We start from the raw sequence: 23,961 nt of genomic DNA, 5'->3' as shown, positions 1-23,961 counted from the left end.
TTCGCCCGGTGCCGGCCACCCGCCGTCGTTCACATGGGACGCATTCCGAGCGGGAAACGCCCGACGGCGGTGGCCGAGCGGGGTGCCGTGCGCCAGGCCTGGCGGTCCAGCACCACGGTGGCCAGTACCGCGAGCACGACGACGAGGAAGTAGATCAGCTCCGCGCGGCCGCCGTCGGCGGCGGTGAAGCCGAGGGAACCCATGGTGAAGGTGCCCTGGCTGTTGTGGAACAGAAGTGTCAGGAGGACGCTGCCGCCGGTGCGGTTGAAAAGCCACACGTAGAGGAAGGTGATGGCGAAAGTCGTCGGCAGGCCGATGGGGCTCAACCCCATGAAGAGGACCAGCGGCAGGTGCCACAGCGTCACGAGCACGCCGAGGATCGCCGCTGACAGCAGCGGTGGACGGGATGCCTGGAGCAGGGGAAGGGCGTAGCCGCGGAAGCCTGGTTCCTCGCCGAGTGCCCCGTCCAGCGGATTCACCAGCCGGACGGCGAACACGGTGAGCAGGCCCGTCCACGTTAGTTGTGCGAAACCCGGAGCTGGGGCGCCGAGCGCCATGGTGATGAAGCCCGCGACCAGGACGAAAACCACGGGGAGCAGAATCGCGACAGCGTACCAGACCCACCCGACGCGCCACCGGACCAGCCGTCGGCCCCACGCACGGAAGCCCGGGCGTCCCTCGGCCAGCGCGATGACGATGACTGCCGCGGCAAGCGGACCCACCGAGAGGAACCTCATGCGTGGCATCAGCCCGGCCGCGTAGACAGGCCACGAGGCCCAGGAAATTGTGTAGGCCAGGACAAAGAATGCCAGAAGCCTGTGGTGTTTTAGCCAGCCCTTCCGACGGCGCATGTCGGCTCCAAACAGTTTCTGCAGGTGCACCCATTGTCCGCCCCCTCTGCGCTGGCGCGCCAGCAGACGTTGCATCGCTGTAGCCCTGAGCGGGCTGGGTGCTGGCAGGCACCTTCCATAGGGAATCAAGAAGGGCGCGACGGGGTCCTTCGTCACCCCGGAGAAGCTGCGCGTCGTTTATGTCCCAGGGCCAGCGGCTGCCCTGGGGCCGTGGCCCAGTGCTGGCCGGAATCTAGGTGTCTATCGTGTTCATGTGCGGATAGCGCGCCCCTGCGGCAGCGCCCGCGGGGGCAAGTTCGTCAAGGCGGGCAAGGTCCTCCGCTGAAAGCTCGACGTCGGCCGCGCCCAGGTTCTCGGCCAGGCGTTCGCGCTTCTTGGTGCCGGGAATGGGCACGATGTGCTCGCCCTGGGCAAGCAGCCAGGCCAGCGCGAGCTGCGCCGGAGTGCACTGCTTCTCATCTGCGAGTTCCTTGACCCGGTCCACAAGCTGCAGGTTCCGGGTGAAGTTTTCGCCCTGGAAGCGGGGAGAGTGCCGCCGGAAGTCATCGGCAGCAAAGTCGTCCGGGCTGCGCAGCTGGCCGGTGAGGAAGCCCCGGCCCAGGGGGCTGTAGGGCACGAAACCGATCCCCAGTTCCGCCAGCACGGGGAAGACCTTGGTCTCCGGCTCCCGCTCCCAGAGTGAATACTCGGTCTGCAGCGCAGTTATCGGATGGACGGCGTGTGCCCTGCGGATGGTCTCAGCGCTCGCTTCGGACAGCCCCAGATGACGGACTTTGCCGGCCTCGACGAGCTCCGCCATCGCTCCGACGGTGTCCTCGATTGGGACGGTCTTGTCCACCCGGTGCTGGTAGTAGAGGTCGATGTGGTCCACGCCGAGCCGCTGCAGGCTGGCGTCGCAGGCGGAGCGGACGTACTCGGGTCGGCCGTTGATGCCCACCCAGGTACCGTCCTCCCGCCGCTCGTTGCCGAACTTCGTTGCCAGGACCACATCGGAGCGCCTGCCGGCGATCGCCCTGCCAACCAGTTGCTCGTTGGTGAACGGGCCGTACATGTCAGCGGTGTCCAGCAGGGTTCCGCCGGCGTCCAGGAAGGCGTGGATGGTGGCGATGGACTCGCTGTCGTCGCCTGTTCCGTAGAACTCGCTCATGCCCATGCAGCCGAGGCCGAGACTGGAGACGGAAAGTGAACCAAGTGTGCGGGATTCCATGGGGCTCTCCTCAGGTATGTTGCGGGAGTGGCTCAGGGAGGTGCGATACAGTCGCCACTATAAGTCGACCTGCGGCATTTTTGCTCCCCTTTCGTGGCGCGGAAATGCCGCCGGCCCCGGGTCTCCCGCATGCTGACGGGGTTTCCCGGTGACCGGCGGCGGTGTTGCTTCCGAAAGCGGTGCACAAATGCGCGGTCATGCGCGGCTGTCCAGACTCGCGGCGGCCGCGGGAACAACAGCTACGGCGTCGGGCTGCCGCCGTTGACATTCAGGGTCTCGCCGACCACGAAGCTCGACTCCGCCGAGGCCAGAAACACGTAGGCGGGGGCGAGCTCGGCGGGCTGTCCGGCGCGGCCCAGGGGAGTGTCCTTGCCGAACTCGGGCAGGGCTTCCTTGGGCTGGCCGCTGCTGACCTGCAGGGGTGTCCAGATCGGCCCGGGAGCCACGGCGTTCACCCGGATTCCCTTCGGCGCCAGCTGCTGCGCCAGTCCCTTGGTGAAGTTGTTGATGCTCGCCTTCGTGGTGGCGTAGTCAAGGAGGGTCGGAGACGGGTTGTAGGCCTGGATCGACGTCGTGTTGATGATGGTCGAGCCAGCCGGAAGGTGCGGCACCGCGGCCCTGGTGAGCCAGAACATGGCGTACACGTTGGTCTTCTGTGTGTGGTCGAACTGCTCGTCGCTAATCTCGGCGATGTCCTCCTGCGCCACCTGCTTGCCGGCGTTGTTCACCAGGAGGTCCAGTCCGCCCAGTTCCTGCAGCGCGGTGTCCACCAGCTTCTGGCAGGTAGCGGGGTCCTTGAGGTCGCCGGGGACTTTCACGGCCTTGCGGCCGGCCTTTTCGATCAGGTTCGCGATTTTGGCGGCGTCTTCCTCCTCCTCGGGAAGGTAAGAGAGCACGACGTCGGCCCCTTCCCGGGCGAAGGCGATCGCCGTCGCTGCGCCGATGCCGGAGTCCGCACCCGTGACGATTGCCTTCCTGCCGTCGAGGCGACCGGTGCCGCGGTAGGTGTCCTCGCCCAGGTCGGCCTTGGGTTCGAGCTTGGCGTCCAGGCCGGGCTCGGGCTGGTGCTGCTTGGGCGGCGCGATGTGCTCGTAAGCGGTGACAGGGTTCTTGAAGGTGTATTGGTCGGTCATGGTTCTCCTCCGTTGTGGTGTTGAACGCGGACAGGAACATCAAGGTCCGGGCGGTGCTGGCATCGCGGGAATGCTAAGCATGCTTACCGTCCACCCTAACGAGACTGTGACGGTGCCGCCAGTGGCAGTAGGCGAGCCCTTCGAGGCGGGCCGCTCAGCTCCGGCTGCTCAGGGCGGGGGGCGGTGAAGGACGGCCACCCCTTCCGCGTACTGCATCGCCTGAATAGGCTGGCAGTCCCAGCCCTGGCGAACGGTCGCCGGCGGCGTCCCCAGAAGTAGATCCGGTACGTGGCAATGAAGGAGTGAAGGCGATGGACAACCAGGATATTCTGCAGCGCATCCAGGCGCTGGTTGACGAAGAGCATCAGCTCCGCGATCCTGCGGCGTCGGGCCCCGCCAGTGGCTCCGGCGGGGGTGGCTCCGGAGAGGATGCTTCCGACGGGGGTGCGGCCGAGCGGGATGAGCGTCGGGCTCGGCTGCGCCAGGTGGAAGAGGCTCTGGACCAGTGCTGGGATTTGCTGCGCCAGCGCCGGGCAAAGGCGAAGGCGGGCGAGGACCCAAACGAGGTGGATGCCCGTCCCGTCAATGAGGTTGAAGGCTATGTTCAGTAGTAGGCGGCCAGTGCGGTAAGAGCTGCGGCAGTAACTTTCACCCGCGCGGAAGGGCGGCCGCCGTTAGCAGCCGCCCTTCCGCATTGCTGGAACGCTGTTGCTGGTGCGTTAGCCCTGGCGCGTTGTTACCGCTGGCGGCTCATGGCGGCAGTCACTGTTCCTGGCCGCTGTGCAGTCCGTCGTCGCTGCTGTCGGCGGAAGCAGAGTCGCCGGTGTCGTCGGAGAGGTCCATGCTGCCGCGGGCTTCCTCCATGGTGGGGCCGCCGGACGGGACGCTGTAGCGCTCCGGACGGATGCCGTGCGACTGCTCCTCGATGAGCGCTTGCTCTTCGCTGAAGCGGATGACGTTAGCGTCATCTCCTGCGTCGCCGGGAACGTCCTCGCGGAGCTTTGAAGGGTCCGGAACGATAAAGCCGTCTGCCTTGCTGCTGTGTTCACTCACTGAACTCATCCCTTCCGTTTGGTGCCTCGGTCTACATGGTAAGCCTACTTTCTATTACCGACGCCGTGAAATGACCCGGGACGTGGGTTAGGGAAGTGGCCTGGGAAGGGAAGCAGTCCCTGTTAGCCGGAAAAAGCGAGATTTTGGGCTCATTTCGAGTGTAATCCCCGTCATAGTCGGTCACGACACACAATGTTTACCGAGCAAAGTCGCCATAATCGCCCAGCTCTTGGCAAACTACTGGGGGAACAATCGCTCTGTAAGGGGAACCATGCGCAAGACTGCCGCCGAAAACACCAACATCCGCCTCAAGGCCGTGCTGGACGTTCTGGCAGAGGGGGTGTTGTCCGGTGCCTCGCAGAACGCCGGCGTCGTGCTGGCTGAAGCGCTCGTACGGGTTCCGCTGAACGCCTACGAAGCTGAGCTTCTCAGCGGCGGCATTCCCCGCGGCCACAAGTCACTGACCACTGCCACGGCCAAGCTGGTCAAGGCCGGCTGGCTCGTCAAGGGACGCTCCGGCTGGACCATCACCGAGGACGGGCAGCGCGCAACGGTCGCCTTCCCGGACGCGGCCAGCTTCTCGGCGGCGCTCGACGCCGGTACACCGGTCCCTGCCGACACGCCCCTTCCGGTGGCCGCACCTGCCAAGCCGGCAGCCACGAAGGCAGCCACGGCAGAGACCGAGAAGGCTCCGTCCAAAACGGCGAAGGTCGTCGACAAGGCTGCCAAGCTGATCGAGGACGCAGTAGCTCCCGTAGCCAAGGCTGTGCGCAAGAAGGCAGAGGCCGACGCCGAAGCGCAGGCTCCCGCCGTTGAAGACTCCGCGGAAACCATCGACCAGCCCGCCGCCGTGGCCGTGGCCGGTGACTTCAACACCCTGCTGGGAGCCCCGGAGAACTGGGCGCCGCAGTACGACGAAGCGCAGATGAAGCTGGACGAGCTGGACCAGTTGTGGAAGCTCTCGGCTGAAATCCCGGCCGGCTACTACAACTTCAAGATCGCCCTCAACCGCTCCTGGGATGAGAACTACGGCGCGTTCGGCGCATTCGATGGTGCCAACCATGAACTGCACCACTCCGGCGGCCAGGTCACCATCCGCTACAACCACCGGACGCGGGACATCACCGTCAACTAATCCCGTCCGGCCGAAGCCCCGCTGCAGCACATGCTGCAGCGGGGCTTCGTCGTTCCCGGTCCGCCGGTCGAGCTTGTCGGGACACATGCCGCCGGTCGAGCCCGTCGGGACCAAGAGGAGCCGCTTCGTCCGCAGGGCCTTCGGACCCGGTTCGTTATTGATCGCAACACTTTGGACGCAGTGCCCTCCAACGCCTTTCCCACCCGATGGGCAAAAGCCCAGAATGGGGAGCACGTTCGCAACTCAAGGAGGAGCTTTGCGCTATTCGGGGACATTGCGCTATCAAGGGACCTCGCGCTGTTCAGGGACCTTGTCCGGGGCTGCAGTCTTGGCCGCCGTCGTCGCACTCACCGCCTGCGGGGCGCCGGCGTCGCCCGGCGGAGGGGGCACTGCAGCACCAGCGACGTCAGTCTCTTCGTCGGATGCGGCCTCCGCAACGGGAAGTGGGACTGCGACGGCCACCGACAGCCCAGCATCTGCCACTGCCACGCCGTCCGCAACGCTGCCTGAGGGCTGGAAGACGTTTACGACGTCGGACGGCAAGTTGGCCTTCGACCTTCCGTCCGTGTGGACCATCAAGGACCCTGCCGGACAGACGCCGCAGGGCGGCGGCGTGTTCGTGGAGGTCCGGAACCCTGCAGGCAAGTCGATGGCCACGCTGCGCACCAACATGGTGGTGGGCGCGGAATGCACTAAGAAGCAGCCGTACGGCATGTACGACTCGGAAGCTTTACCGGCACTGAAGCAGTCCGGCAGCACACCAAGGTTCACGTTCGAGTCGCGGCAGGACGACACCGCCACCGACCCCGCCAAGATGACCATCTTGGCCTACGGCATCACCTCGGCGCCGGAACCGGCCGGGTCCACGGCCTGCCCGATAGCCCACTTCTTCACCTGGCCACCCAGTGGGGCGATGTTCGGCGGGGTCTACAACCCGTTCGACACCACCCCGGGAAATCCGCCCAACGTGGACACGCCTGAGGCGTACATGGAAACGCCCGAATACAAGAACATCCGCGGCATGATCACCTCGCTCCGCCCGGCGGGATAGCACCGCTGATCGAGCCCCATTTGGTTGAGCCCCTTCTGGTAGAGCCTGTCGAGACGAAGGCCGCCGGCGCTACATTGGTTCCATGACTGACTCGAACGCAGCCGACCCGGATAGCGTCCGCCTCACCGCACGCGTCACAGGCATGGTCCAGGGCGTCGGCTTCCGGTACTGGACCGCCCGCAAGGCCGATGAGCTGGGGCTGACCGGTTCGGTCAGGAACGACGACGACGGTTCAGTCGCCGTAGTCGCGGAGGGCCCGCAGCCGGACATCGTCGAATTCAGGCGCTGGCTCGGATCATCCCACGCACCGGGGAGGGTGGCGCACGTCGACGAGAAGGTCTCCCCGGCTGAAGGCGGATTCGGGAGCTTTCAGGTTGTCAGCTGAATCCCCGGGCTGAGGCCCAGGAAGGCCCCGAGCTCCTCGAGCGCGAACGGCCGTGACGGCATGTAGTTCGTGAGCTCAGGGGAGCGGACCACCACCGCCCGCCATTGACCACGGGACACAGCCACGTTGATCCGGTTGCGGTTGAGCAGGAATTCGGCGCCGCGCGGTGCCTCGGCAATGGCCGAACACGCCATGGACACGAGCACCACGGGAGCCTCCTGGCCCTGGAACTTGTCCACCGTGCCGACCCGCACCTCGGACAGGCCCTCATGGTCCAGGGCGTGCCGGACGGCCTGCACCTGGGCGTTGTACGCAGCCACCACCAGGATGTCCCTGGCTTCCAGCCTCCGGATCGGCTCGTCCTTGCCCGGCGTCCACTTGAGCCCGATATGCTCGCGCGCCAGCCCAACGATCGCTGCCGCCTCTTCCGCAGAGCCTGTGGTGTTGCCGGAATGCCGCACCAGAACGGTTTCCACGCCCGGTGGTACCCCGTCGAGATGGCGCAGGGATGCCGCCGGCGCGGATTCCAACCTGCCGTCGTAGCTGAGCAGTGACACCCTGCGGCAGAGTTCGGGATGCATCCGCCAGGAATCGGCGAGGAAGTAGCCCCGCTCGGCAGGCATGGTGGCGTGCCCGGCTGACAGCCAACCCAACGCCGACTCATCGACCGGCTCAGGATGCCACCCCTGGGTGACCTGGGGAAGCTGCTGCGGGTCGCCGAGCAGTAGGAGCCGCTTCGCGGACCGGGCCACGGCCAGGGTGTTGGCCAGCGAATACTGGCCGGCCTCGTCGATGACCAGCAGATCCAGGGATCGTGCCGGCACGCATTTACCCGTCATGGTCCAGGCAGTTCCGCCAACCAGGCAACCGCCGTCGGCGTCCAAAAGCCTCACGATGCCCTCGTCGGATACGCAGGTCCACGGGACGTCGTGCGGTTGGGACAGCTTCTTGGCCACCACGGCCGGATCCACCCCGGCCTTCTCGATCGCCGTGCAGAGCATGTTCTCGACGACGGCGTGCGACTGGGCGACCACGCCGACCTTCCAGCCGGCCTGCACCAGTCGGGCGATGACGTGGGAACCGACGAACGTCTTGCCCGTCCCCGGAGGACCCTGCACAGCCACGTAGGACCGGTCGAGGTGTTCGAGCGCCCGGGTAATCGCAGTCGCGTAGTCGGAGTTGCCCTCTGCGTCGTTGCCAACGGCAGGCAGATTCGGGATGCCGGCCAGCCTGGGTGCTGTGCGGCGCAGGATGTCCACGCCGGGATGCTTGGGAAGGTCCGGCAGTGAGGAGCCGACAAGCTGCGCGAGTTCCGCGAGCGCAGCTTCGATGCTGGCGGTGGGTATGGGGCGGTCGTCTGTCAGCGCCATGGGCAGCTGGAAGTACGGCGGCACCTTTCCCGTGGACTTCTCCGTGATGGTGATGACGGTCCGGCCAGGCTGATCGGGATGGTCCTCGACGGCTTCCACGAGCGTTCCGAAGATGCCGTCCCGCGAGGGCGGCATGCTGGCTTCGTGGCGTGCTTCTGCAGCGCCTGCACCTGCATGCTGACTCGCTGCCGCTCGCCGCGGGGTCCGCCCGCCGTCGACGTCCCCGAGGCCGTCGGGCAGGGGGTCCTCGAACATCCTGAACCAGGTGGAACCCGGCTTGAACTCCGACCCCTCGCTCATGATTCCGGTGAGCCGCAGGGTGCGGGACTCCGTCCGGGCGCGGGCAGTGGGCGGCGCCCAGTCCGAGACGACCTCAGCTGCTTCGACAATGAATACGTTGCGCTGGTCCCGCCACCTGTCGACCTCGGATTCGAGGCGGTCGAAATGCTCCCACCAGAACTGCTTGCGCTCCCGCCGGTGGTAGCCAGTGGCCGCCGCGACCATGGCCACGGCCTGCTCGTCCGGCGTCAGCTCGCGGTGCTCCGGAATGGCATCCAGAAAGGCACGCAGGCTTGCTTCCTCCGGTGAAGGTTCAGCGTCCGGGACTGCATCCGACGGCGTTTGGGAACCGGAAGCTTCCAGGGCGCCGGCTTCCGCAGGAGCACCGATCTCTGGCTGGGCAATGATCTCCGGCAGCGCAGCGGGTGCCCCGCCGCCACGCAACTGCAGCAGCCAGTCGCGGAGGCGCAGCGTGGAAAGGCAGTCGTACTGGTTGTAATCGGAAATGGAGGCCAGGATGGCCGCCGCTTCCGCCTGCGTCTCGGGTCCGGCGTCGCGCGCCTCGCAGTATGCGGCGTATGCCACCACCGAGGCGCCGGCGTCCTTGACGTCCCCGGAGCGCAGGTTGTCTCCCATGTACAGGGGCTCGAGCTTCTTGATGGAGTACGAGGCCTCGGAGATGCGGAGTGAGTGCCGGACCGTGGCGTAGAGGTCCACGAGCAGCCCGTCGCGAAGCCACGAATCCACCACGTCCTCGCCGGCGACGTGGTTCAGTGAGAGGTTGCGCAGGGCCGTTTTTTCGTAGGGCGCGTAGTGGTAGACGTGCATGTCCGGATACCGGGCCCGGCGTTCCTCCACGTAGGCGAGGAAGTCCAGGAACGCCTGCCGTTCATCCGCCCGCGAGTGGGCCCAGAACGGCCGGAACACCGGTTCCTGGCCCGGCGGATCGGAGGGCAACGGAGCCTCGATCACGCCGAAGAGGTACTCCAGGCCCCATTGGCCCGCGGGATCCTGCCAGAGGGGGTCGCCCTCGAAGTCGAAGAAGATGTCTCCCTCACTCGGGGCAGGAATCCCGGCCAGTGCATTGTCTGCCAGCACCTTGTACGTGACGGTGTGCGGCCGGCCCTCCTTCACGAAGGTGCGCGAACCGTCCTCAACCTCGCGGCCGGTCTGCATCCTGGCCTGGTCGCGCAGCCGCCGCCGCGACCCTGTGGCAAGGTGCAGGGGCAGTTCGGCGAGGGCGTCGATGGTGGTGACGCCATCCGCAACGAGCTTCTTCCGCTGGACGGAGGTCATGCCTGCCACCATCAGCAGGTCCCGGTGCTGGGCCACCTGCTCGGCGCAGTAGTCGCACCTGCCGCAGTAGCTGACCCCGGGCTGCTGCCACGCCACGCGAGCCTCCGCGTTACGGTGCGCGGCGGTGAGCTCACGGAACCGCGCCCGGCGCTCGCGGTACACGGGCAGCAGATCGGGCAACGAGTGAGTGCTGCGCTCAAGGTTGCCCAGAACCAGGGTGACGCGCGGGGCGGGTTCGAGTCCGAGGCTGATCAGCTGGTCGCCATACGCAGCGAGCTGCAGCAGGGCCCCCACCTTGGCGTGCCGCGCCAGCTTGGTGTCCCAGACCGCGTACCGCGGGGCACCGCGGTCCCCATCAGGCACGCCGGAACCAGGCACGTCAGAACCAGCCAGGTCAGAACCATACGAGTCATCTTTCTCCCGAACCAGGAAGTCCGCGTAGCCGAGGAACTCGCCGTCGAAAAAGGTGGCCTGGAAGACTACGTCGGCGCCGGTGCGGAGGGCGGTGGCGGTTTCCCGGGCTTTGTCCGCCAGGTCCGCCCGGTCCGTGGTTCCGCGCTCCACGCAGTAGACGCCGGTGCCGTGCACCGGATCCCAGGGGCCATGGTCATCGATGAGGGAGGCGAGTACCTTGTGCTCGTGGACGTCGCCGAGTTTGCCGGCACGCGCCTGCATCTCGTCGGCGGGGAAATCGGCCTTGGGTGAGCGGCCCAGCTTCTCGTCCAGGATCCGCAGCGTGCGGTACTCGCACTCGCTGGCGGCCACGAGGTCGCTGGCTGAGAACACCAGATCAGCTGGCGCTCCCGGCATGGTCGGGTGAAGCAGGAACATGGGGCCTCCCCATTGGCAGCCTCGCCCCGGGACGGTTCCCGGTGCACTGATTTGAATCTAGCAAGAGGCTATGACAATCAAACCGCACCGGGAGCTTTGCTGAGCGAGGAGCAGCGCCAACGGGGGGACCCCACGTGCTTGCGCAGGTCAGAGAATGTGCAGATTAGTGGGCGGCCTGCCGTCCATTGTGGGAGTAGGTGAGGCAGTCGGCGTTGTCGGGGCCCGGGCCGACGTGGACTTCCGGTGCCTTGCACATGAGGTGGTCGTTGTGGACGCATTCCGCCCGCTGGCACGCCCCGACACCGGCGAGGACCTTCGGCAGGCCGCCGTGAATGCCGGTGTCGATGAAGGTGGCGCACGAGGCGTGGTCCGTGGTGCCGCCAACCGTGATGGCCTCGGCGTTGCATTCAGAATGGTCGTTGAAGGAGCAGTTGGTGACGCTGCAATCGGCTACGTGCGTGCTCATGGATTCCTCCAAGATTCCGGACGCCCGGGCTGGGCGACTCGCTTTTCCCAACGTAGGCCGGATGGGTCCAATCAAAAAGACCCAATTGTGTTGCGTAATTGACGTAATTGCTAAACCCAACTCCTGAGTGTCTGCTCTCAATTTCCCGCCCAGCCCCATGGACCCCTCGCGGACACCGTTCTAGACTGTCAGGACCCTCCACCTTTAAGGCCCGACGGCGCCGTCAGGTCTTTCAAGGGAATGCCCAGGAGGGCGCATCACACACTCATGAATTCACCGCCGACCCTTCAGGGGAAGGGTCAGTGACGCCAGGAGGAAAGAGATGGAAGGGAACAAAGCCGTTGCCTACAAGGGACCCGGCAAGGTGGAGGTCATCGATATCGATTACCCCACTTTTGAACTTAAGGACGGGCCGGGCGTAAACCCGGCCAACGTGGGGCGGCAGGTGCCCCACGGTGCAATTCTCAAGACGGTGGCCACCAACATCTGCGGCTCGGACCAGCACATGGTCAGGGGCCGGACCACGGCGCCGCCCGACCTGGTGCTGGGCCACGAAATCACCGGTGAAGTGGTGGAAGTGGGACCCGGCGTCGAATTCATCAAGGTGGGCGACCTGTGCTCCGTGCCTTTCAATATCTCGTGTGGCCGTTGCCGGAACTGCAAGGAGCGCAAGACCGGCATCTGCCTCAACGTGAATCCGGACAGGCCGGGCAGCGCCTACGGCTACGTGGACATGGGCGGCTGGGTGGGCGGCCAGGCCAACTATGTGCTCGTGCCGTACGCGGACTGGAACCTGCTCAAGTTCCCGGACAAGGACAAGGCCATGGAGAAGATCCTGGACCTGGCCATGCTCTCGGACATCTTCCCCACTGGCTACCACGGTGCCGTATCGGCGGGGGTCGGCGTCGGCTCTACGGTATACGTGGCGGGGGCCGGTCCCGTTGGACTGGCAGCGGCGACGAGCGCGCACCTGCTGGGTGCCGCCGTCGTAATTGTGGGCGACATGAACAGCGACCGGCTGGCGCAAGCCCGCAGCTTCGGCTGTGAAACAGTGGACCTCACCAAGGGCGGGCCCGCGGAGCAGATCGAACAGATCCTCGGTGTTCCTGAGGTGGACTGCGGCGTAGACGCTGTTGGCTTCGAGGCGAAGGGCCACGGCCAGGGCGCCCAGGAGGCGCCGGCCACGGTGCTGAATTCGCTGATGGACATCACGGCGGCCGGCGGCGCGCTGGGTATTCCCGGGCTGTATGTGACGGGGGACCCGGGCGGCATCGACGAGTCTGCCAAGAAGGGTTCCCTGAGCCTGAGCCTTGGCACGGGCTGGGCGAAGTCGCTGAGCTTCGTCACCGGCCAGTGTCCGGTGATGAAGTACAACCGGCAGCTGATGATGGCCATCCTCAACGACCGCGTCAGCATTGCCAAGAACGTCAACGCCAAGCCGATTCCGCTGGACGAAGCACCGAAGGGTTACGCCGAATTCGACGCCGGCGCCGCCACCAAGTACGTGCTGAACCCGAACGGATACCTCAGCTGACGTAGGTGTGGCGGCGGGGGACACGCGGGCGGCCCGGCCTCAGAGGATGGGCCGCACGCGGTCCCCATTGCCGTCGTCGGCGAGTAGGGCCAGACTCGTGGAAGGACGGGCCCAGCCACAGGAGGAGATCCATGAACAGCCAGCAGGACGAAACACCGCTCGAAGTGCCGGACGTTGACGCCTTTGAGCAGCGCCAGCCGGCGGGCGGGGAGTCCGGGGACGAGGAACAGCGGCCGTTGCCCGAGGGCGTTCCCGAGGCGGATGCCCTGGAGCAGCGGACCCCGCTTAGGTCCAACGGACCGGCCGCCGCCCCCGATCTCTCAGCGGAACAAGCGGCCGAGGCCGACGCCATTGAGCAGGCCACGGGCACGCCCGGCAGCGACGAGGACGACTACCCGTTCGCGCGCGAGGTGCCGGAGGAGGGCTGAGCCGGCCGTTTGGACGGGCTCCCGGCTACGGGCGGCCGGCTCGGTGCCGCCGGCTCGGTGCCGCCGGTTACTTGCCGCCGGCCACGGTGCCACCGCATTGGGCCAGGACCGAGGCCATCGCGGTGCGCTCGGCCTGGGTCACCCACAGCTTGTACTTCGCCTTGACCGAAATCTGCCGGGCGACGTAAGGGCAGCGGTAGGCCTTGCTGCTCGGCAGCCAGGTGGCGGCGTCGCCGTCGGACTTTTGCTGGTTGGCGGGGCCGGACGCGGCCAGCAGGTTGAGGGGATCGTTGGCGAAGGCGGTCCGCTGTGCCTTGCTGAGGCGCTGGGCGCCCTTCTGCCACGCGTCACTGAGGGCAACGACGTGGTCGATCTGGACCGCGCTGCTGGTTTTGTTCCCGCGCGTGAAGGCGATGGTGGTGGCCGTGTAGGGATCGGCGAGGGTGCCCGTCAGCACGATGCAGTTCTTGGTTCCGGGCTTGAACGCTGTGGATTTGAGGTCCCGGGCGAGGATGTCGTTGCGGGTGTCGCAGCCGTTGTGGTCCGTGTCCGACCAGGCCGGGCCGAACTCCTCCCGGTCGTAGCCCGTTTTCGGTGCGCGTCCCTTGACCGGCAGAGTGGCGAGGAGGTCGGCTGCTTTGACGGCGTAGCCGGGCGCGTTGCCGGCTGATACGCGGGGGACAGCGTCCGACGACGGCTGCCGCGTTGCGCTGATCGCCCCGCCGCAGGCGGTGGTGGCAAGGATGACGGCGGCAAGGGCGCCGGCTGCAAACCAGTTCCTTCTGCGGGGCGGTGCGTGGTGCAAGGCGGTGTACTCCCGTGGCGCTGGTTGTCGATTCAACGATCGATCGTACTGGCCGGCCGGGCCGAGCTGGCGGTGCCACGCGGAGGACGTCCTGAAACGCAGAGAGCCCCGCACTGCCTGATGGCGTTGCGGGGCTTCTCCTAGCGGCAGGACCACCTCGGATGGGGGATACGCGGTGGGCCTGCTCCTAGGCTAGAGAAGTTTCCTGAAAATTGGCTAGGAATGTGCGGGATTTACGCTGGGGGCCGTTTGGCTGCCCGCGTGGCCTCCAGCGAAGCTACTCGTCCTTGACTTCGTAGCCCGGCTAAACCAGTGTTGAAACCGCACTGACCAGCAGGTTTTTCCTTCAAAGGAGATGCGTCATGACTCTTCCCGCAGGCCTGACCCCCGGTATTTGGACACTCGACATGTCCCACAGCGAGATCGGCTTCAGCGTACGGCACGCCGGGATCAGCAAGGTCCGCGGGCGGTTCCGGGAAGCAACCGCCGAGGCCCATGTGCACGAGTCCCTGGCCGATTCCTCGGTGCATGCCACCGTGCGCACGGCCAGCTTCGATTCCGGTGACGCCAACCGCGACGCGCACGTGAAGGGGGAGGACTTCTTCGACGTCGGGCGTTTCCCAGAGATGACCTTCAAAGGGACTCACATTGAGGGCGACGGCGAGGACTACACCCTGACCGGGGACCTCACCATCAAGGGCATCACCAAGCCGGTCGAGCTCGAGGTCGAGTTCACCGGCGTCGCCGTCGACCCGTTCGGCGCCACGCGTGCAGGCTTCTCCGCCGAGACCGAGATCAGCCGCAAGGAGTTCGGCCTGACCTGGAACGCAGCCCTGGAAGCCGGCGGACTCCTGGTCAGCGACAAGGTGAAGATCAACCTCGAGGCCGCGCTGGTCAAGCAGGGGTAGCGCCGCCCGCCCGGAATTAGGAAAGCCGGGCGATGCTACGCCTTACGGGGCGGGAGGCTGTGCCGTCGGAGAAGAGTTCGGGTGATGACGCCTGGATGCGCTTGACGTCCTCGAAGACGCCCCGCAGGTGCACGCGCAGTGAGCTGTCCGCTTCGGTGCGGTTGTTGGCCTCGAGCGCGTCCACCACTGCGGTGTGCTGTTCGATCAGCGTGGACACGGGCCGCGTGTCGATCAGGCTGAGCCGGCGGGCACGGTCCAGGTGGGCCTTGGCCGAGTTGACAGCAGTCCAGGCCGACTCGTGCCCCGCCAGGCGAAGGAGCTCGCGGTGGAAGTCCTCGTCGAGCCGGAAGAACTCCTCGATGTCACCGGCCGCCTCTGCGGTTCGCTGTGCGGCCAGAATCTCCCGCAGTCCGGCGAGCCCGGAGGCGTCCACCACCGCTTCCTTCAGGGAGGCGCATTCAATGGCTTCGCGGACGAACTGGGCCTCCGCTACGCGGCCCAGGTCCACCAGCGAGACGAACGAACCGATCTGCGGGAAGACCTGAACCAGCCCCTCTTCCCGCAGCAGGATGAGGCTTTCGCGTACGGGTGTCCGGCTGACACCCAGTTCCTGGGCGAGCTCGTTTTCGGACAACGGCTCGCCGGGAGGGAGCTGCAGGGAGATGATGCGACGCCGGAGCGTATCCAGTGTCTGGTCCCGCACGGAAAGCCGCGGGGACTGCCCTTTTTCGGGTTTGCCGGTTGCCATGCATCCAGTGTAGCCATCGTTGACAAACTAGAATGGTAGTGCTTGTATGGTAGTTAGCAAGCGGCCAAAGGACAGCTTTCCTGCCCGCCGAACCGGCCACAATTCACAGGCATATCTCTCCACCCCTTCTTCATCGCCTGCAAAGGAGCAACAGATGACCGAGAGCATCGCACCGCCCACCGCCAAGACCGAAACAAGGACCACTCGCGACCTTGCGAAGGTTGCGGTCTCCGGCTGGCTCGGAACGGCCATGGAATTCATGGACTTCCAGCTCTACTCGCTGGCTGCGGCCATCGTCTTCAACAAGATCTTTTTTCCCGACGTGAGCCCGGTCATCGGCCTCATCGCCGCGATGGCAACTTACGGGGTGGGCTACGTGGCCCGCCTGGTCGGTGCCGTGTACTTCGGCCGCATGGGCGACAGGATCGGCCGCAAGAAGGTCCTCTTCATCACCATCGCGCTGATGGGTGCATCCACCACGCTCATCGGTGTCCTGCCCACTTACGCCATGGTGGGCATCTGGGCGCCCATTCTCCTCGTGGCCCTGCGCCTGATCCAGGGCTTCGGTGCTGGCGCGGAAATCGCCGGCGCCACCGTGATGCTGGCGGAGTACGCCCCGGCCCGCCGCCGCGGCCTCATTTCCTCCCTCGTCTGCCTCGGCACCAACTCCGGCACCCTCGCTGCGTCCGCGCTTTGGGCCATCCTGGTGGCGGTACTTTCCGAGGACCAGCTGCTGACCTGGGGCTGGCGCCTGCCGTTCCTGGCCAGCTTCCTGCTGATGATCTTCGCCGTCTGGATCCGCCGCTCGCTTAAGGAGAGCCCCGTTTTCGAGCAGCGTGAGGACGTCGTCGACGGCGTCGCACTCGCCAAGCGTGACCTAGTCGCCGAGCCCGGCACCGCAGCAAACGAAGCAGACCAGCCCAAGCACAAGACCCAGTCCACCAGCACCATCGAAGCTGCGCTGCACCAGCGCAAGGGCAAGTCCTTCCTGATCGCCCTCGGCCTCCGCTTCGGGCAGGCCGGCAACTCCGGACTCATCCAGACCTTCCTCATCGGCTACCTCGCCACGGTCCTGCTCATGAACAAGTCCGTCGGCACCACAGCCATCATGATCGGCTCGATCATCGGTTTCGCCACCGTCCCGCTGATCGGCATCCTGGGCGACCGTTTCGGCCGCCGGCCGCTGTACATCGTCCTGAGCGCCGCCACCGCGGTCTTCGCGATTCCCATGATGCTGATGGTCACCAGCGGCAACCCGACCCTCGTCACCATCGCCATCGTCGCCGGCCTGAACCTCGGCGTGCTCAGCCTGTTCTCGATGGAAAGCGTCACCATGGCCGAGTTCTTCGGAGCCCGCACCCGCTTCACGCAGCTGGCACTGGCCAAGGAAATCGGCGGCATCCTCGCCACCGCCATCGGCCCCCTGCTTGCCGCCACGCTCACCGCAGTCACCGGGCACTGGTGGCCTTTGGCCGCCATGCTGATCGGCTACTCGCTGATTACCCTGGTGTCCGCCGTTGTGGGACCCGAGGTCCGCGGCCGTGACATGGTCCGACTGGAAGACGCAGCGTGAAAGCAGTAGTCGTCCACGGCGCCAACGACCTCCGCGTCGACGAACGCCCCGAGCCCGTCGCCGGGCCGGGGGAGGTTGTCCTCGACGTCGAATGGGGCGGGATCTGCGGATCCGACCTTTCCTACTGGCGCCACGGTGCTTCGGGAACCGCGCAGCTGAAGGCCCCGCTTGTCCTGGGCCACGAGGTGGCCGGCCGGATCGCCCAGCTGGGTGATGGCGTCGAACACCTCGACGTCGGCCAGCCGGTCACGGTCCATCCCGCGGAACTCGTGGGGGACGGGATCATGCCGGAGCGGCTCAGCGGCCGGACCAACCTGTACCCAAAGATCAGGTACTTCGGATCCGCAGCCTTCGATCCGCACACCGACGGCGGCTTCAGCGAACGCAAGCTGGTCCGCGCGTCCCAGATCCGTCCGCTTCCCGACGGCGTGGACACCCTCCGCGGGGCACTTGCTGAACCGCTCGCCGTCGCCCTTCACGCGGTAGGCCGGGCGGGTTCGCTCGCCGGCCGGGACGTGCTGGTCAACGGCGCCGGGCCGATCGGATCCCTGGTGATCGCGGCCGCCAAGTACGCCGGCGCACGGACCGTCATCGCCACCGACATCAACGACGCCTCGCTGAAGATCGCAAAGGCCATGGGCGCGGACGAGGTCCGCAACCTCTCCGACGGTGCAACCCTGCCGGAGGACGTGGAGCTCGTCTTCGAGGCTACCGGCATCCCCGCCGTACTGGGCGGTATCCTCCGCGCCACCGCCCGCGGCGGCACCATAGTCCAGGCGGGCAACCTGCCCGGCGCCCTGGCCCCGGCCGCACTCGGGGACCTTGTGACGCGGGAAATCACCTGGATCGGTTCCTACCGGTTCGCGGACGAGATCACCGACGCGCTCAAGGCCATGTCCGACGGCCTGGACGTTTCGCCCGTCATCACCCACAAGTTCGGCATCGACCAGGCCGCGGAAGCCATGCGGGTCTCCGCGGACCCGGCCGCCGGCAGCAGCAAGGTCATGCTCCGCCTCTCCTCACCCAACTGACTCGCAGTAGTTGTCGTTTTGACGGCTCAAAACGACAACTACTGCGAGCTACTTGCAACACCCAACACAAAAGGACCCCACCAGTGAAGATCACCGACGCACGAGTAGTGGTTTCGTCGCCAGGACGGAATTACGTCACGCTCGTTATCGAAACCGAGGACGGGATTACCGGCATCGGCGACGCCACCCTCAACGGACGTGAACTGGCCGTGGCGTCCTACCTGTCCGAGCACCTCTGCCCGCTGCTGATCGGCCGCGACGCCCGCCGCATCGAGGACGCCTGGCAGTACTTCTACAAGGGTGCCTACTGGCGCCGCGGGCCGGTGACCATGACCGCGATCGCCGCGATCGACGTCGCACTCTGGGACATCAAGGGCAAGGCCGCGGGCATGCCGGTGTACGAGCTGCTCGGCGGCGCCGCCCGCGAAGGCGTCATGGTCTACGGCCACGCCAGCGGCTCCTCGCTGGAGGACCTCAGCGCCGACTTCCAGCACCACCTGGACCTCGGCTACAAGGCGATCCGGGCGCAGGCCGCCGTGCCGGGTCTGGAGAAGACCTACGGGATCGCGCCGGTGGACGGCAAGACCTACGAGCCCGCCAGCGGCAACATCCCGCAGGAGGATCTGTGGGAGACGACGGCGTACCTGGACTTCGCGCCGAGGATGATGGCTCACGTACGGGAGCAGTTCGGCTACGGTGTGCACGTCCTGCACGATGTGCACCACCGCTTGACGCCGATCGAGGCCGGTCGGCTGGGCGCCTCGCTGGAGCCGTTCCGCCCGTTCTGGATCGAGGACCCGACGCCGGCGGAGGACCAGTCCGCGTTCCGCCTGATCCGCCAGCACACCACCACCCCCATCGCCGTCGGTGAGGTGTTCAACTCGATCTGGGACTGCCAGCAGCTGATCACGGAACGCCTGATCGACTACATCCGCACGTCGGTCTCGCACGCCGGCGGCATCACGCACCTGCGCCGCATCTTCTCGCTGGCGGACCTGTACGGCGTACGTTCCGGCTCCCACGGCGCGGGAGACCTGTCGCCGGTGTCCTTCGCCGCCGCGCTGCACGTGGACATGAGCATCCCCAACTTCGGCGTTCAGGAGTACATGGGCCACCGCGACCCCGCCAACGAGGTGTTCAAGACCTCGTACACCTTCACCGACGGCTACATGCACCCCGGCGACGCTCCCGGCATCGGCGTGGACTTCGACGAGGAGGCGGCCGCCAAGTTCCCGTTCGACGCGAAGTACCTGCCCATCAACCGCCGCCTCGACGGGTCGGTGCATGACTGGTGAGTAGCCCGACTGAAGCACAGCCGTTCGACGTCGTCGCCATGGGGGAGATCCTCCTCGAGGTGGCCACCGACGTCCCGTTCGGGCATGGCGTTCCGGCGCAGCTCGGCATCTCCGGCGATGCCCTGAACGTCGCGGCCGCTGCCGCTGCGGCCGGGGCACGCACCGCGCTGCTGGCAGTACTGCCCGACGACGACCTCGGCCAGGCGGTCGCCGCCAGGATCGCGGAACTCGGCATTTTCACGGACCTGCTGAAGTTCCGGCCCGGCCAGCAGGGCGTGTACCTGGTGCACTGCGACCCCGACGGGCAGCGCGAGTTCTCCTACGCTCGCAGCGGCAGCGTCGGCTCCACTTTGGGGCCGGACGACGTCGACCCGGACGTGTTTGCCGGGGCCGGCGCCGTCATTGCCGGCGGCATCGCCTGCGCCATCTCGGCCACGTCCCGCGCCGCCGTTTATCGGGCCGCCGAGGTGTCGCGCCGCTTTGTCTTTGACCCCAACTACCGGCCGCGGCTCACCTCGGTGGAGGATGCGACGGCGGCCGTCACTGAGCTTGCGCCTAAGTCCTTCCTGGTGACGCCGTCCTTCCCGGGGGAGACGTCGACCCTGCTGGGCACGTCCTCGCCCGCCGAGGCCGCAGCCAAACTGCGCGGGCTGGGCACGGCCAACGTCGCAGTGACGTGCGGGGCCGAGGGGATTCAGCTGGAGAGCGACACCGATTCGGCCTGGATCGAAGCCGTCCCCGCTCCGGCTGTGGTGGACCAGACCGGCGCAGGCGACGCCTTTGTGGGCACCCTGACCGCGCGGCTGGTGCTCGGCGACAGCCTTCCCCAGGCTGCCCGGTACGGCGCAGCCGCGGCCTCGCTGGTAGTGGGCGGCAGGGGCGGCACGGGCTTCATTCCGAGCTTCGAGCAGACCCGCGCTCACGCCCTCGGAGCGGAGACCCTGGGAGCAGACAGCCTCGGGGCACGGGCCGCGGAAACACCCGAAGGAGAGCTGTCATCGCACGCCTGAGCACGTCGTCGCTCGCTGCCAGCGGCCATCAGCCCCTGCTGCAACGGGAAAAACTGAAGCCCGGCATCGTGCACCTGGGCCTGGGCGCCTTCGCCCGCGCCCACACCGCCGTCTTCACCGAGAACGCCATGCTGGCGTCCGGGGAATCCGGCTGGGGGATCACCGGCGTCACGCAGCGCTCGGACACGGTGGCCCGGCAGCTCGCTCCGCAGGACGGGCTCTTCACCGTGGCCGAACGGGGCGAAGGCGCGGCACCGCTCCGGGTGGTGTCCAGCATCGTTGACGCCATCTCGGGGCGGGACAACCCGGCCGCTGTGGTGGACCTGATCGCAGCGCCGGAGACCCTGGTGGTCACACTGACCATCACCGAGAAGGGCTACCGGATCGACCCGCAGACCGGATCCCTGAATCTGGAGGATGCGGACATCCGCGCGGACCTTGGTGGGCGTGCGCCGCTCACGGCCATCGGGCAGCTTGCCCGCGGCCTGCAGCAGCGTTCCCGCACCGGCGCGGGCCCGCTCACCGTGGTCTCGTGCGACAACCTTCCCGGCAACGGCGAACTTACTGGCAAGCTGGTCCGTGCCTTCGCATCCGCCCTTCCGGCCGCTGAAGCCGCCGAACCGCTCACCGCCTGGCTGGACACGAACGTCACGTTCCCCAGCACCATGGTGGACCGGATGGTGCCGGCCACGACGGCGGGTGACCTGGACGCCGTCGAACGTGAACTTGGGCTGCGGGACGAGGCCGCCGTGATGGCCGAGCCGTTCATGCAGTGGGTCATCGAGGACAACTTCGCCGCGGGCCGCCCCCGGTGGGAGGAGGCCGGAGCGCTGTTCAGCAACGACGTCGCGGCCTGGGAAGCGGCGAAGCTGCGGCTGCTGAATGCGAGCCACTCGCTGCTGGCGTACCTCGGCCTGGCCGCCTGCAAGGAAACCATCAGCGACGCCGTGGCCGAGGAGGCGTTCTTCACCGCTGCGCGGCGCATGATGGCCGAGGACGTCCTGCCCACCATCACCCTTCCGCAGGGGCTCGACGCGGACGGATACTGCGCCCAGGTGCTGACCCGCTTCGCCAACCCTGCCCTCGGCCACACCACGGCCAAGGTGGGCAGCGACGGTTCGCAGAAGATCGGCCTGCGCCTGCTCAGCACCGTGCGGGGAAACCTCGACGCCGGCCGCGAACCGCGGTGGGCGGCGCTCGCCGTCGCTGCGTGGATGCGACACGTGGCCACCACGCCGACGGAGAAGCTGGACGATCCGCTGGCCGCCGAACTCCAAGCCGCGCTGCCGGTTTCGCGGTCCGCGGCCGATGTGGTTCCGGCGCTGCTCGGCTGCCGCAGCGTCTTCGACCCCGAACTCGCGGAGCATGGCGGGTTCGCCGGCCTCCTCATCCACTGGTACAGCATCATCGACACGCACGGGCTGGACGGCCTGAGAAAAGAGATCAACCATGGCTGATGCCACCAGCGTTCTGAACGTCTCCCCGGTCATCCCCGTAGTGACCATCGACGATCCGCAGCATGCGGTTCCCGTTGCCCGGGCGCTGGCCGACGGCGGCGTCCGGATCATCGAGCTCACGCTGCGGACGGACACGGCGCTGACCTCGCTGAAGGCGATCGCCAACGAGGTGCCGGACATCCTGGTGGGAGCCGGAACCATCCTCACACCCGCACAGGCGGACGCTGCTGTGGCGGCGGGCGCTCAGTTCCTGGTCAGCCCCGGCGTGACGCCGTCGCTGCTGGACCACATGCTCTCCCTCGAGGTGCCGGTGCTTCCGGGCGTGGCCACGGTGGGCGAGGTGATGGCAGTGCTGGAGCGCGGGCTGGACACCATGAAGTTCTTCCCGGCCGGCCCTGCCGGCGGCCCATCGTACCTGGCAGCGATCGGGGCGCCCATCCCACAGGTGACGTTCTGCCCGACCGGCGGCATCAGCCTGGCCACTGCGCCGGACTACCTCAAGCTGCCCAACGTCAGCTGCGTTGGAGGCAGCTGGCTGACGCCACGCGCCGCCGTCGAAAGCGGGGACTGGCAGCAGATCACGGAACTGGCACGGGAGGCAGCCGCGCTCCGCGGCTAATACTCCGTCGACCGGGGAAACCAACGCGGGGTCACTTACAGCCCAATAAACCGGCGGCAATGGGCTGTAGGTGACTCTCCCCACCCGCGCCCTAGCCTCGCAAGCTCGGCCAGGGAACCCTGTGGGCGTGGGCCCCGTTGCTTTTGGAGGGCTTCTACTCCGCCGTAGCCATGCTTCCGGGACGCGCGTAAAGTCGGGAAAGACCGGTCCTAAACCGGTCGCAGCCTGAACAGACGCACAACCTAAGGAGTTCATCATGAACTTGGGCAACATGATCAGGAATGCCGCAGGACGTATTTCCGGACGGACCACGCAGGGAACGACCGGTGGATACACGAGGGGCTACACGCGGGGCACCAGGCCCTACACCACGGGACGGACCTCTTCCATGGGCCGCGGCCGCACCGCCGGGGGTATCGGAGACAAGATCCGCCACATGCTCCACAGGCACTGACACTGGGGCACACCAGTCCGGTCCCTGAGGTCCATGGCGACCCGGGACTGGCACAACAATTACAAGAAGCTTTTGGCCGCAGCCATCCAGTGGTGGCTGCGGCCACTGTTTCCGCAGGGGAGGTTGCCGTGGCGGGCCGCGGCGCCTCCCTTGCCGCTGACTTCGAAATCGGCTCGGTCTCCAAGGGGATCACGGGGCTGCTGTATGCCGACGCCCTAAGCCGGGGCGAGCTCAGCCCCGACATCACGCTGGGGGAGCCGCTGCCGCTCGCCGGCTGCCCCGCGGCCGGCGTGACACTGGCTTCGCTAAGCCGGCATTCTTCGGGCCTGCCGCGGCTGCCCCGACAGGCGGGAACCCTGCGACGCACCCTTGCCCTTCTACTGCACGGCACCAACCCCTACGGCGAAACCCTCGCGGAGCTGATGGACCAGGCCCGCGCCGCGCGCCTGCCCGCCGGACAGTCCGTCCCGCGCCCGCGCTACTCCAACTTCGGCTTCGAGCTTTTAGGCCATGCCGTCGCCGCCGGTGCAGGCCTGAGCTTCCAGGACCTGCTCCGCGAGCGGCTCGCCGATCCGCTCGGGCTCGGCTCTGTTTACGCGCCAGCCACTGCCGCTGGGGTGCGTCCGACGGCGGTCACCGGCCGGAGCCGCTCTGGCCGGGTGATGCAGCCGTGGACGGGCGAGGCGGTTGCTCCGGCGGGCGGAATCCGTGCCTCGGTCGGCGACATGGCCCGGCTGGTGCAGGCCATGCTGGATGGGTCAGCCCCGGGCCTGGGCGCGCTGGATCCCGTGGCGAACTTCGCCGGCCCGGCAGCCCGCATCGGTGCCGGCTGGATGACCCTGGACGTGAAGGGCCGCGCAGTTACGTGGCACAACGGCGGCACCGGCGGTTTCCGCTCCTGGGTGGGGCTGGACCGGAAGGCGGGGACCGGCGTCGTACTTCTGACCGCGACAGCGGCGCCCGTGGACCGCCACGGCTTCCGGCTCCTGGCGGGAACAGCAACGCGGGGTCACTTATAGCCCCATGAACCATCCGGATTGGG

Annotated in this window: 24 protein-coding genes; 15 read left to right on the top strand and 9 right to left on the bottom strand. The window is 67.1% G+C overall.

Features of this window, described 5'->3' with window-relative positions:
• Positions 1 to 29: 29 nt before the first annotated feature.
• The 3 genes from DBZ45_RS05355 to DBZ45_RS05345 all read right to left on the bottom strand — a co-directional run bounded on the left by DBZ45_RS05355 (position 30) and on the right by DBZ45_RS05345 (position 3,191).
• A complete protein-coding gene (locus tag DBZ45_RS05355; RefSeq protein WP_190243024.1) occupies positions 30 to 851 on the bottom strand; it encodes a CPBP family intramembrane glutamic endopeptidase in 822 nt (273 codons plus the stop codon).
• 232 nt (positions 852 to 1,083) lie between these two features.
• Positions 1,084 to 2,058, bottom strand: a complete 975-nt coding sequence (locus DBZ45_RS05350; protein ID WP_111902891.1) for an aldo/keto reductase — start codon at positions 2,056 to 2,058, stop codon at positions 1,084 to 1,086.
• Between the two features lie 239 nt (positions 2,059 to 2,297).
• On the bottom strand, positions 2,298 to 3,191 hold the full coding sequence (locus tag DBZ45_RS05345) for a glucose 1-dehydrogenase (protein WP_111902890.1): 894 nt from the start codon (positions 3,189 to 3,191) through the stop codon (positions 2,298 to 2,300).
• A 311-nt stretch (positions 3,192 to 3,502) separates the two neighbouring features.
• On the opposite strand from DBZ45_RS05345, the gene DBZ45_RS05340 reads away from it, so the two are divergent.
• Positions 3,503 to 3,802 carry a DUF2630 family protein gene (locus DBZ45_RS05340; protein WP_111902889.1) on the top strand — a complete coding sequence of 100 codons (300 nt, stop codon included), beginning with the start codon at positions 3,503 to 3,505 and terminating at the stop codon, positions 3,800 to 3,802.
• Between the two features lie 151 nt (positions 3,803 to 3,953).
• On the opposite strand, the gene DBZ45_RS05335 is transcribed toward DBZ45_RS05340, so the two are convergent.
• The gene (locus DBZ45_RS05335) at positions 3,954 to 4,253 is read right to left on the bottom strand and encodes a hypothetical protein (RefSeq protein WP_111902888.1); all 300 of its coding nucleotides are present in this window, start codon (positions 4,251 to 4,253) and stop codon (positions 3,954 to 3,956) included.
• A gap of 262 nt (positions 4,254 to 4,515) precedes the next feature.
• Between DBZ45_RS05335 and DBZ45_RS05330 the strand changes: the two genes are divergently transcribed.
• Complete coding sequence (locus DBZ45_RS05330; RefSeq protein ID WP_111902887.1) at positions 4,516 to 5,379, top strand: pullulanase X25 domain-containing protein; 864 nt, start codon at positions 4,516 to 4,518, stop codon at positions 5,377 to 5,379.
• Positions 5,380 to 5,661: 282 nt separating this feature from the next.
• Here the strand turns inward: DBZ45_RS05330 and DBZ45_RS23160 are convergent, their stop codons facing one another.
• Entirely contained in the window at positions 5,662 to 5,955 is a 294-nt protein-coding gene (locus DBZ45_RS23160) for a hypothetical protein (RefSeq protein WP_223256941.1), read from the bottom strand.
• On the opposite strand from DBZ45_RS23160, the gene DBZ45_RS05325 reads away from it, so the two are divergent.
• Both DBZ45_RS05325 and DBZ45_RS05320 read left to right on the top strand, forming a co-directional pair.
• Positions 5,945 to 6,430, top strand: coding sequence for a hypothetical protein (locus DBZ45_RS05325; protein WP_223256940.1), 486 nt, complete (start codon positions 5,945 to 5,947; stop codon positions 6,428 to 6,430). The two genes, DBZ45_RS23160 and DBZ45_RS05325, sit on opposite strands and share 11 nt — an antisense overlap.
• A gap of 82 nt (positions 6,431 to 6,512) precedes the next feature.
• Positions 6,513 to 6,815 carry an acylphosphatase gene (locus DBZ45_RS05320; protein WP_111902885.1) on the top strand — a complete coding sequence of 101 codons (303 nt, stop codon included), beginning with the start codon at positions 6,513 to 6,515 and terminating at the stop codon, positions 6,813 to 6,815.
• Here DBZ45_RS05320 and DBZ45_RS05315 read toward each other — a convergent pair.
• Together DBZ45_RS05315 and DBZ45_RS05310 are read right to left on the bottom strand one after the other, a co-directional pair.
• The gene (locus DBZ45_RS05315) at positions 6,800 to 10,591 is read right to left on the bottom strand and encodes a TM0106 family RecB-like putative nuclease (protein WP_190243023.1); all 3,792 of its coding nucleotides are present in this window, start codon (positions 10,589 to 10,591) and stop codon (positions 6,800 to 6,802) included. The genes DBZ45_RS05320 and DBZ45_RS05315 overlap by 16 nt on opposite strands.
• Positions 10,592 to 10,754: 163 nt before the next feature.
• Positions 10,755 to 11,057 (bottom strand): DUF1540 domain-containing protein, encoded by a 303-nt coding sequence (locus DBZ45_RS05310; protein ID WP_111902884.1) that lies wholly within the window; start codon positions 11,055 to 11,057, stop codon positions 10,755 to 10,757.
• Between the two features lie 322 nt (positions 11,058 to 11,379).
• Between DBZ45_RS05310 and fdhA the strand changes: the two genes are divergently transcribed.
• Together fdhA and DBZ45_RS05300 are read left to right on the top strand one after the other, a co-directional pair.
• Positions 11,380 to 12,591, top strand: a complete 1,212-nt coding sequence (gene fdhA, locus DBZ45_RS05305; RefSeq protein ID WP_111902883.1) for a formaldehyde dehydrogenase, glutathione-independent — start codon at positions 11,380 to 11,382, stop codon at positions 12,589 to 12,591.
• A gap of 131 nt (positions 12,592 to 12,722) precedes the next feature.
• Entirely contained in the window at positions 12,723 to 13,019 is a 297-nt protein-coding gene (locus DBZ45_RS05300) for a hypothetical protein (RefSeq protein WP_111902882.1), read from the top strand.
• 67 nt (positions 13,020 to 13,086) lie between these two features.
• Here DBZ45_RS05300 and DBZ45_RS05295 read toward each other — a convergent pair whose 3' ends face one another.
• Positions 13,087 to 13,860 carry an HNH endonuclease family protein gene (locus DBZ45_RS05295; RefSeq protein ID WP_223256939.1) on the bottom strand — a complete coding sequence of 258 codons (774 nt, stop codon included), beginning with the start codon at positions 13,858 to 13,860 and terminating at the stop codon, positions 13,087 to 13,089.
• A gap of 326 nt (positions 13,861 to 14,186) precedes the next feature.
• On the opposite strand from DBZ45_RS05295, the gene DBZ45_RS05290 reads away from it, so the two are divergent.
• The gene (locus DBZ45_RS05290) at positions 14,187 to 14,732 is read left to right on the top strand and encodes a YceI family protein (RefSeq protein WP_111902880.1); all 546 of its coding nucleotides are present in this window, start codon (positions 14,187 to 14,189) and stop codon (positions 14,730 to 14,732) included.
• 16 nt (positions 14,733 to 14,748) lie between these two features.
• Here DBZ45_RS05290 and DBZ45_RS05285 read toward each other — a convergent pair whose 3' ends face one another.
• Entirely contained in the window at positions 14,749 to 15,480 is a 732-nt protein-coding gene (locus tag DBZ45_RS05285) for a GntR family transcriptional regulator (RefSeq protein ID WP_111902879.1), read from the bottom strand.
• Between the two features lie 154 nt (positions 15,481 to 15,634).
• Between DBZ45_RS05285 and DBZ45_RS05280 the strand changes: the two genes are divergently transcribed.
• The 8 genes from DBZ45_RS05280 to DBZ45_RS05245 all read left to right on the top strand — a co-directional run bounded on the left by DBZ45_RS05280 (position 15,635) and on the right by DBZ45_RS05245 (position 23,938).
• Positions 15,635 to 17,053: an MFS transporter gene (locus DBZ45_RS05280; protein ID WP_111902878.1), complete on the top strand. Its 1,419-nt coding sequence runs from the start codon at positions 15,635 to 15,637 to the stop codon at positions 17,051 to 17,053.
• Entirely contained in the window at positions 17,050 to 18,084 is a 1,035-nt protein-coding gene (locus DBZ45_RS05275; RefSeq protein ID WP_111902877.1) for an L-idonate 5-dehydrogenase, read from the top strand. The genes DBZ45_RS05280 and DBZ45_RS05275 overlap by 4 nt, the downstream gene beginning before the upstream one ends.
• Before the next feature lie 83 nt (positions 18,085 to 18,167).
• Positions 18,168 to 19,379 (top strand): D-mannonate dehydratase ManD, encoded by a 1,212-nt coding sequence (gene manD, locus DBZ45_RS05270; RefSeq protein ID WP_111902876.1) that lies wholly within the window; start codon positions 18,168 to 18,170, stop codon positions 19,377 to 19,379.
• Between the two features lie 38 nt (positions 19,380 to 19,417).
• Positions 19,418 to 20,389: a PfkB family carbohydrate kinase gene (locus tag DBZ45_RS05265; RefSeq protein WP_111903004.1), complete on the top strand. Its 972-nt coding sequence runs from the start codon at positions 19,418 to 19,420 to the stop codon at positions 20,387 to 20,389.
• A 68-nt stretch (positions 20,390 to 20,457) separates the two neighbouring features.
• On the top strand, positions 20,458 to 21,846 hold the full coding sequence (locus DBZ45_RS05260) for a mannitol dehydrogenase family protein (RefSeq protein WP_190243022.1): 1,389 nt from the start codon (positions 20,458 to 20,460) through the stop codon (positions 21,844 to 21,846).
• Entirely contained in the window at positions 21,839 to 22,465 is a 627-nt protein-coding gene (eda, locus tag DBZ45_RS05255) for a bifunctional 4-hydroxy-2-oxoglutarate aldolase/2-dehydro-3-deoxy-phosphogluconate aldolase (protein ID WP_111902875.1), read from the top strand. The genes DBZ45_RS05260 and eda overlap by 8 nt, the downstream gene beginning before the upstream one ends.
• Positions 22,466 to 22,721: 256 nt before the next feature.
• On the top strand, positions 22,722 to 22,919 hold the full coding sequence (locus DBZ45_RS05250; protein WP_111902874.1) for a hypothetical protein: 198 nt from the start codon (positions 22,722 to 22,724) through the stop codon (positions 22,917 to 22,919).
• Between the two features lie 92 nt (positions 22,920 to 23,011).
• A complete protein-coding gene (locus DBZ45_RS05245; protein WP_369073516.1) occupies positions 23,012 to 23,938 on the top strand; it encodes a serine hydrolase domain-containing protein in 927 nt (308 codons plus the stop codon).
• Positions 23,939 to 23,961: the final 23 nt, after the last annotated feature.

Origin of the sequence: Arthrobacter globiformis, from assembly GCF_003261175.1 — a bacterium.
In the GTDB taxonomy this organism is placed as follows: Bacteria; Actinomycetota; Actinomycetes; order Actinomycetales; family Micrococcaceae; genus Arthrobacter; species Arthrobacter globiformis_A.
The sequence above is the reverse complement of the archived record's forward strand: the minus strand, read 5'-3'. Positions and strand labels throughout refer to the sequence as shown.

Bases quoted from the DNA above. Each gene is read 5' to 3' on its own strand.
- DBZ45_RS05355 (WP_190243024.1), bottom strand. From the start codon at position 851: ATGCGCCGTCGGAAGGGCTGGCTAAAACACCACAGGCTTCTGGCATTC.
- DBZ45_RS05350 (WP_111902891.1), bottom strand. From the start codon at position 2,058: ATGGAATCCCGCACACTTGGTTCACTTTCCGTCTCCAGTCTCGGCCTC.
- DBZ45_RS05345 (WP_111902890.1), bottom strand. From the start codon at position 3,191: ATGACCGACCAATACACCTTCAAGAACCCTGTCACCGCTTACGAGCAC.
- DBZ45_RS05340 (WP_111902889.1), top strand. From the start codon at position 3,503: ATGGACAACCAGGATATTCTGCAGCGCATCCAGGCGCTGGTTGACGAA.
- DBZ45_RS05335 (WP_111902888.1), bottom strand. From the start codon at position 4,253: ATGAGTTCAGTGAGTGAACACAGCAGCAAGGCAGACGGCTTTATCGTT.
- DBZ45_RS05330 (WP_111902887.1), top strand. From the start codon at position 4,516: ATGCGCAAGACTGCCGCCGAAAACACCAACATCCGCCTCAAGGCCGTG.
- DBZ45_RS23160 (WP_223256941.1), bottom strand. From the start codon at position 5,955: ATGGTCCACACGGACGGAAGGTCGAAGGCCAACTTGCCGTCCGACGTC.
- DBZ45_RS05320 (WP_111902885.1), top strand. From the start codon at position 6,513: ATGACTGACTCGAACGCAGCCGACCCGGATAGCGTCCGCCTCACCGCA.
- DBZ45_RS05315 (WP_190243023.1), bottom strand. From the start codon at position 10,591: ATGTTCCTGCTTCACCCGACCATGCCGGGAGCGCCAGCTGATCTGGTG.
- DBZ45_RS05310 (WP_111902884.1), bottom strand. From the start codon at position 11,057: ATGAGCACGCACGTAGCCGATTGCAGCGTCACCAACTGCTCCTTCAAC.
- fdhA (WP_111902883.1), top strand. From the start codon at position 11,380: ATGGAAGGGAACAAAGCCGTTGCCTACAAGGGACCCGGCAAGGTGGAG.
- DBZ45_RS05300 (WP_111902882.1), top strand. From the start codon at position 12,723: ATGAACAGCCAGCAGGACGAAACACCGCTCGAAGTGCCGGACGTTGAC.
- DBZ45_RS05290 (WP_111902880.1), top strand. From the start codon at position 14,187: ATGACTCTTCCCGCAGGCCTGACCCCCGGTATTTGGACACTCGACATG.
- DBZ45_RS05285 (WP_111902879.1), bottom strand. From the start codon at position 15,480: ATGGCAACCGGCAAACCCGAAAAAGGGCAGTCCCCGCGGCTTTCCGTG.
- DBZ45_RS05280 (WP_111902878.1), top strand. From the start codon at position 15,635: ATGACCGAGAGCATCGCACCGCCCACCGCCAAGACCGAAACAAGGACC.
- DBZ45_RS05265 (WP_111903004.1), top strand. From the start codon at position 19,418: ATGGGGGAGATCCTCCTCGAGGTGGCCACCGACGTCCCGTTCGGGCAT.
- eda (WP_111902875.1), top strand. From the start codon at position 21,839: ATGGCTGATGCCACCAGCGTTCTGAACGTCTCCCCGGTCATCCCCGTA.
- DBZ45_RS05250 (WP_111902874.1), top strand. From the start codon at position 22,722: ATGAACTTGGGCAACATGATCAGGAATGCCGCAGGACGTATTTCCGGA.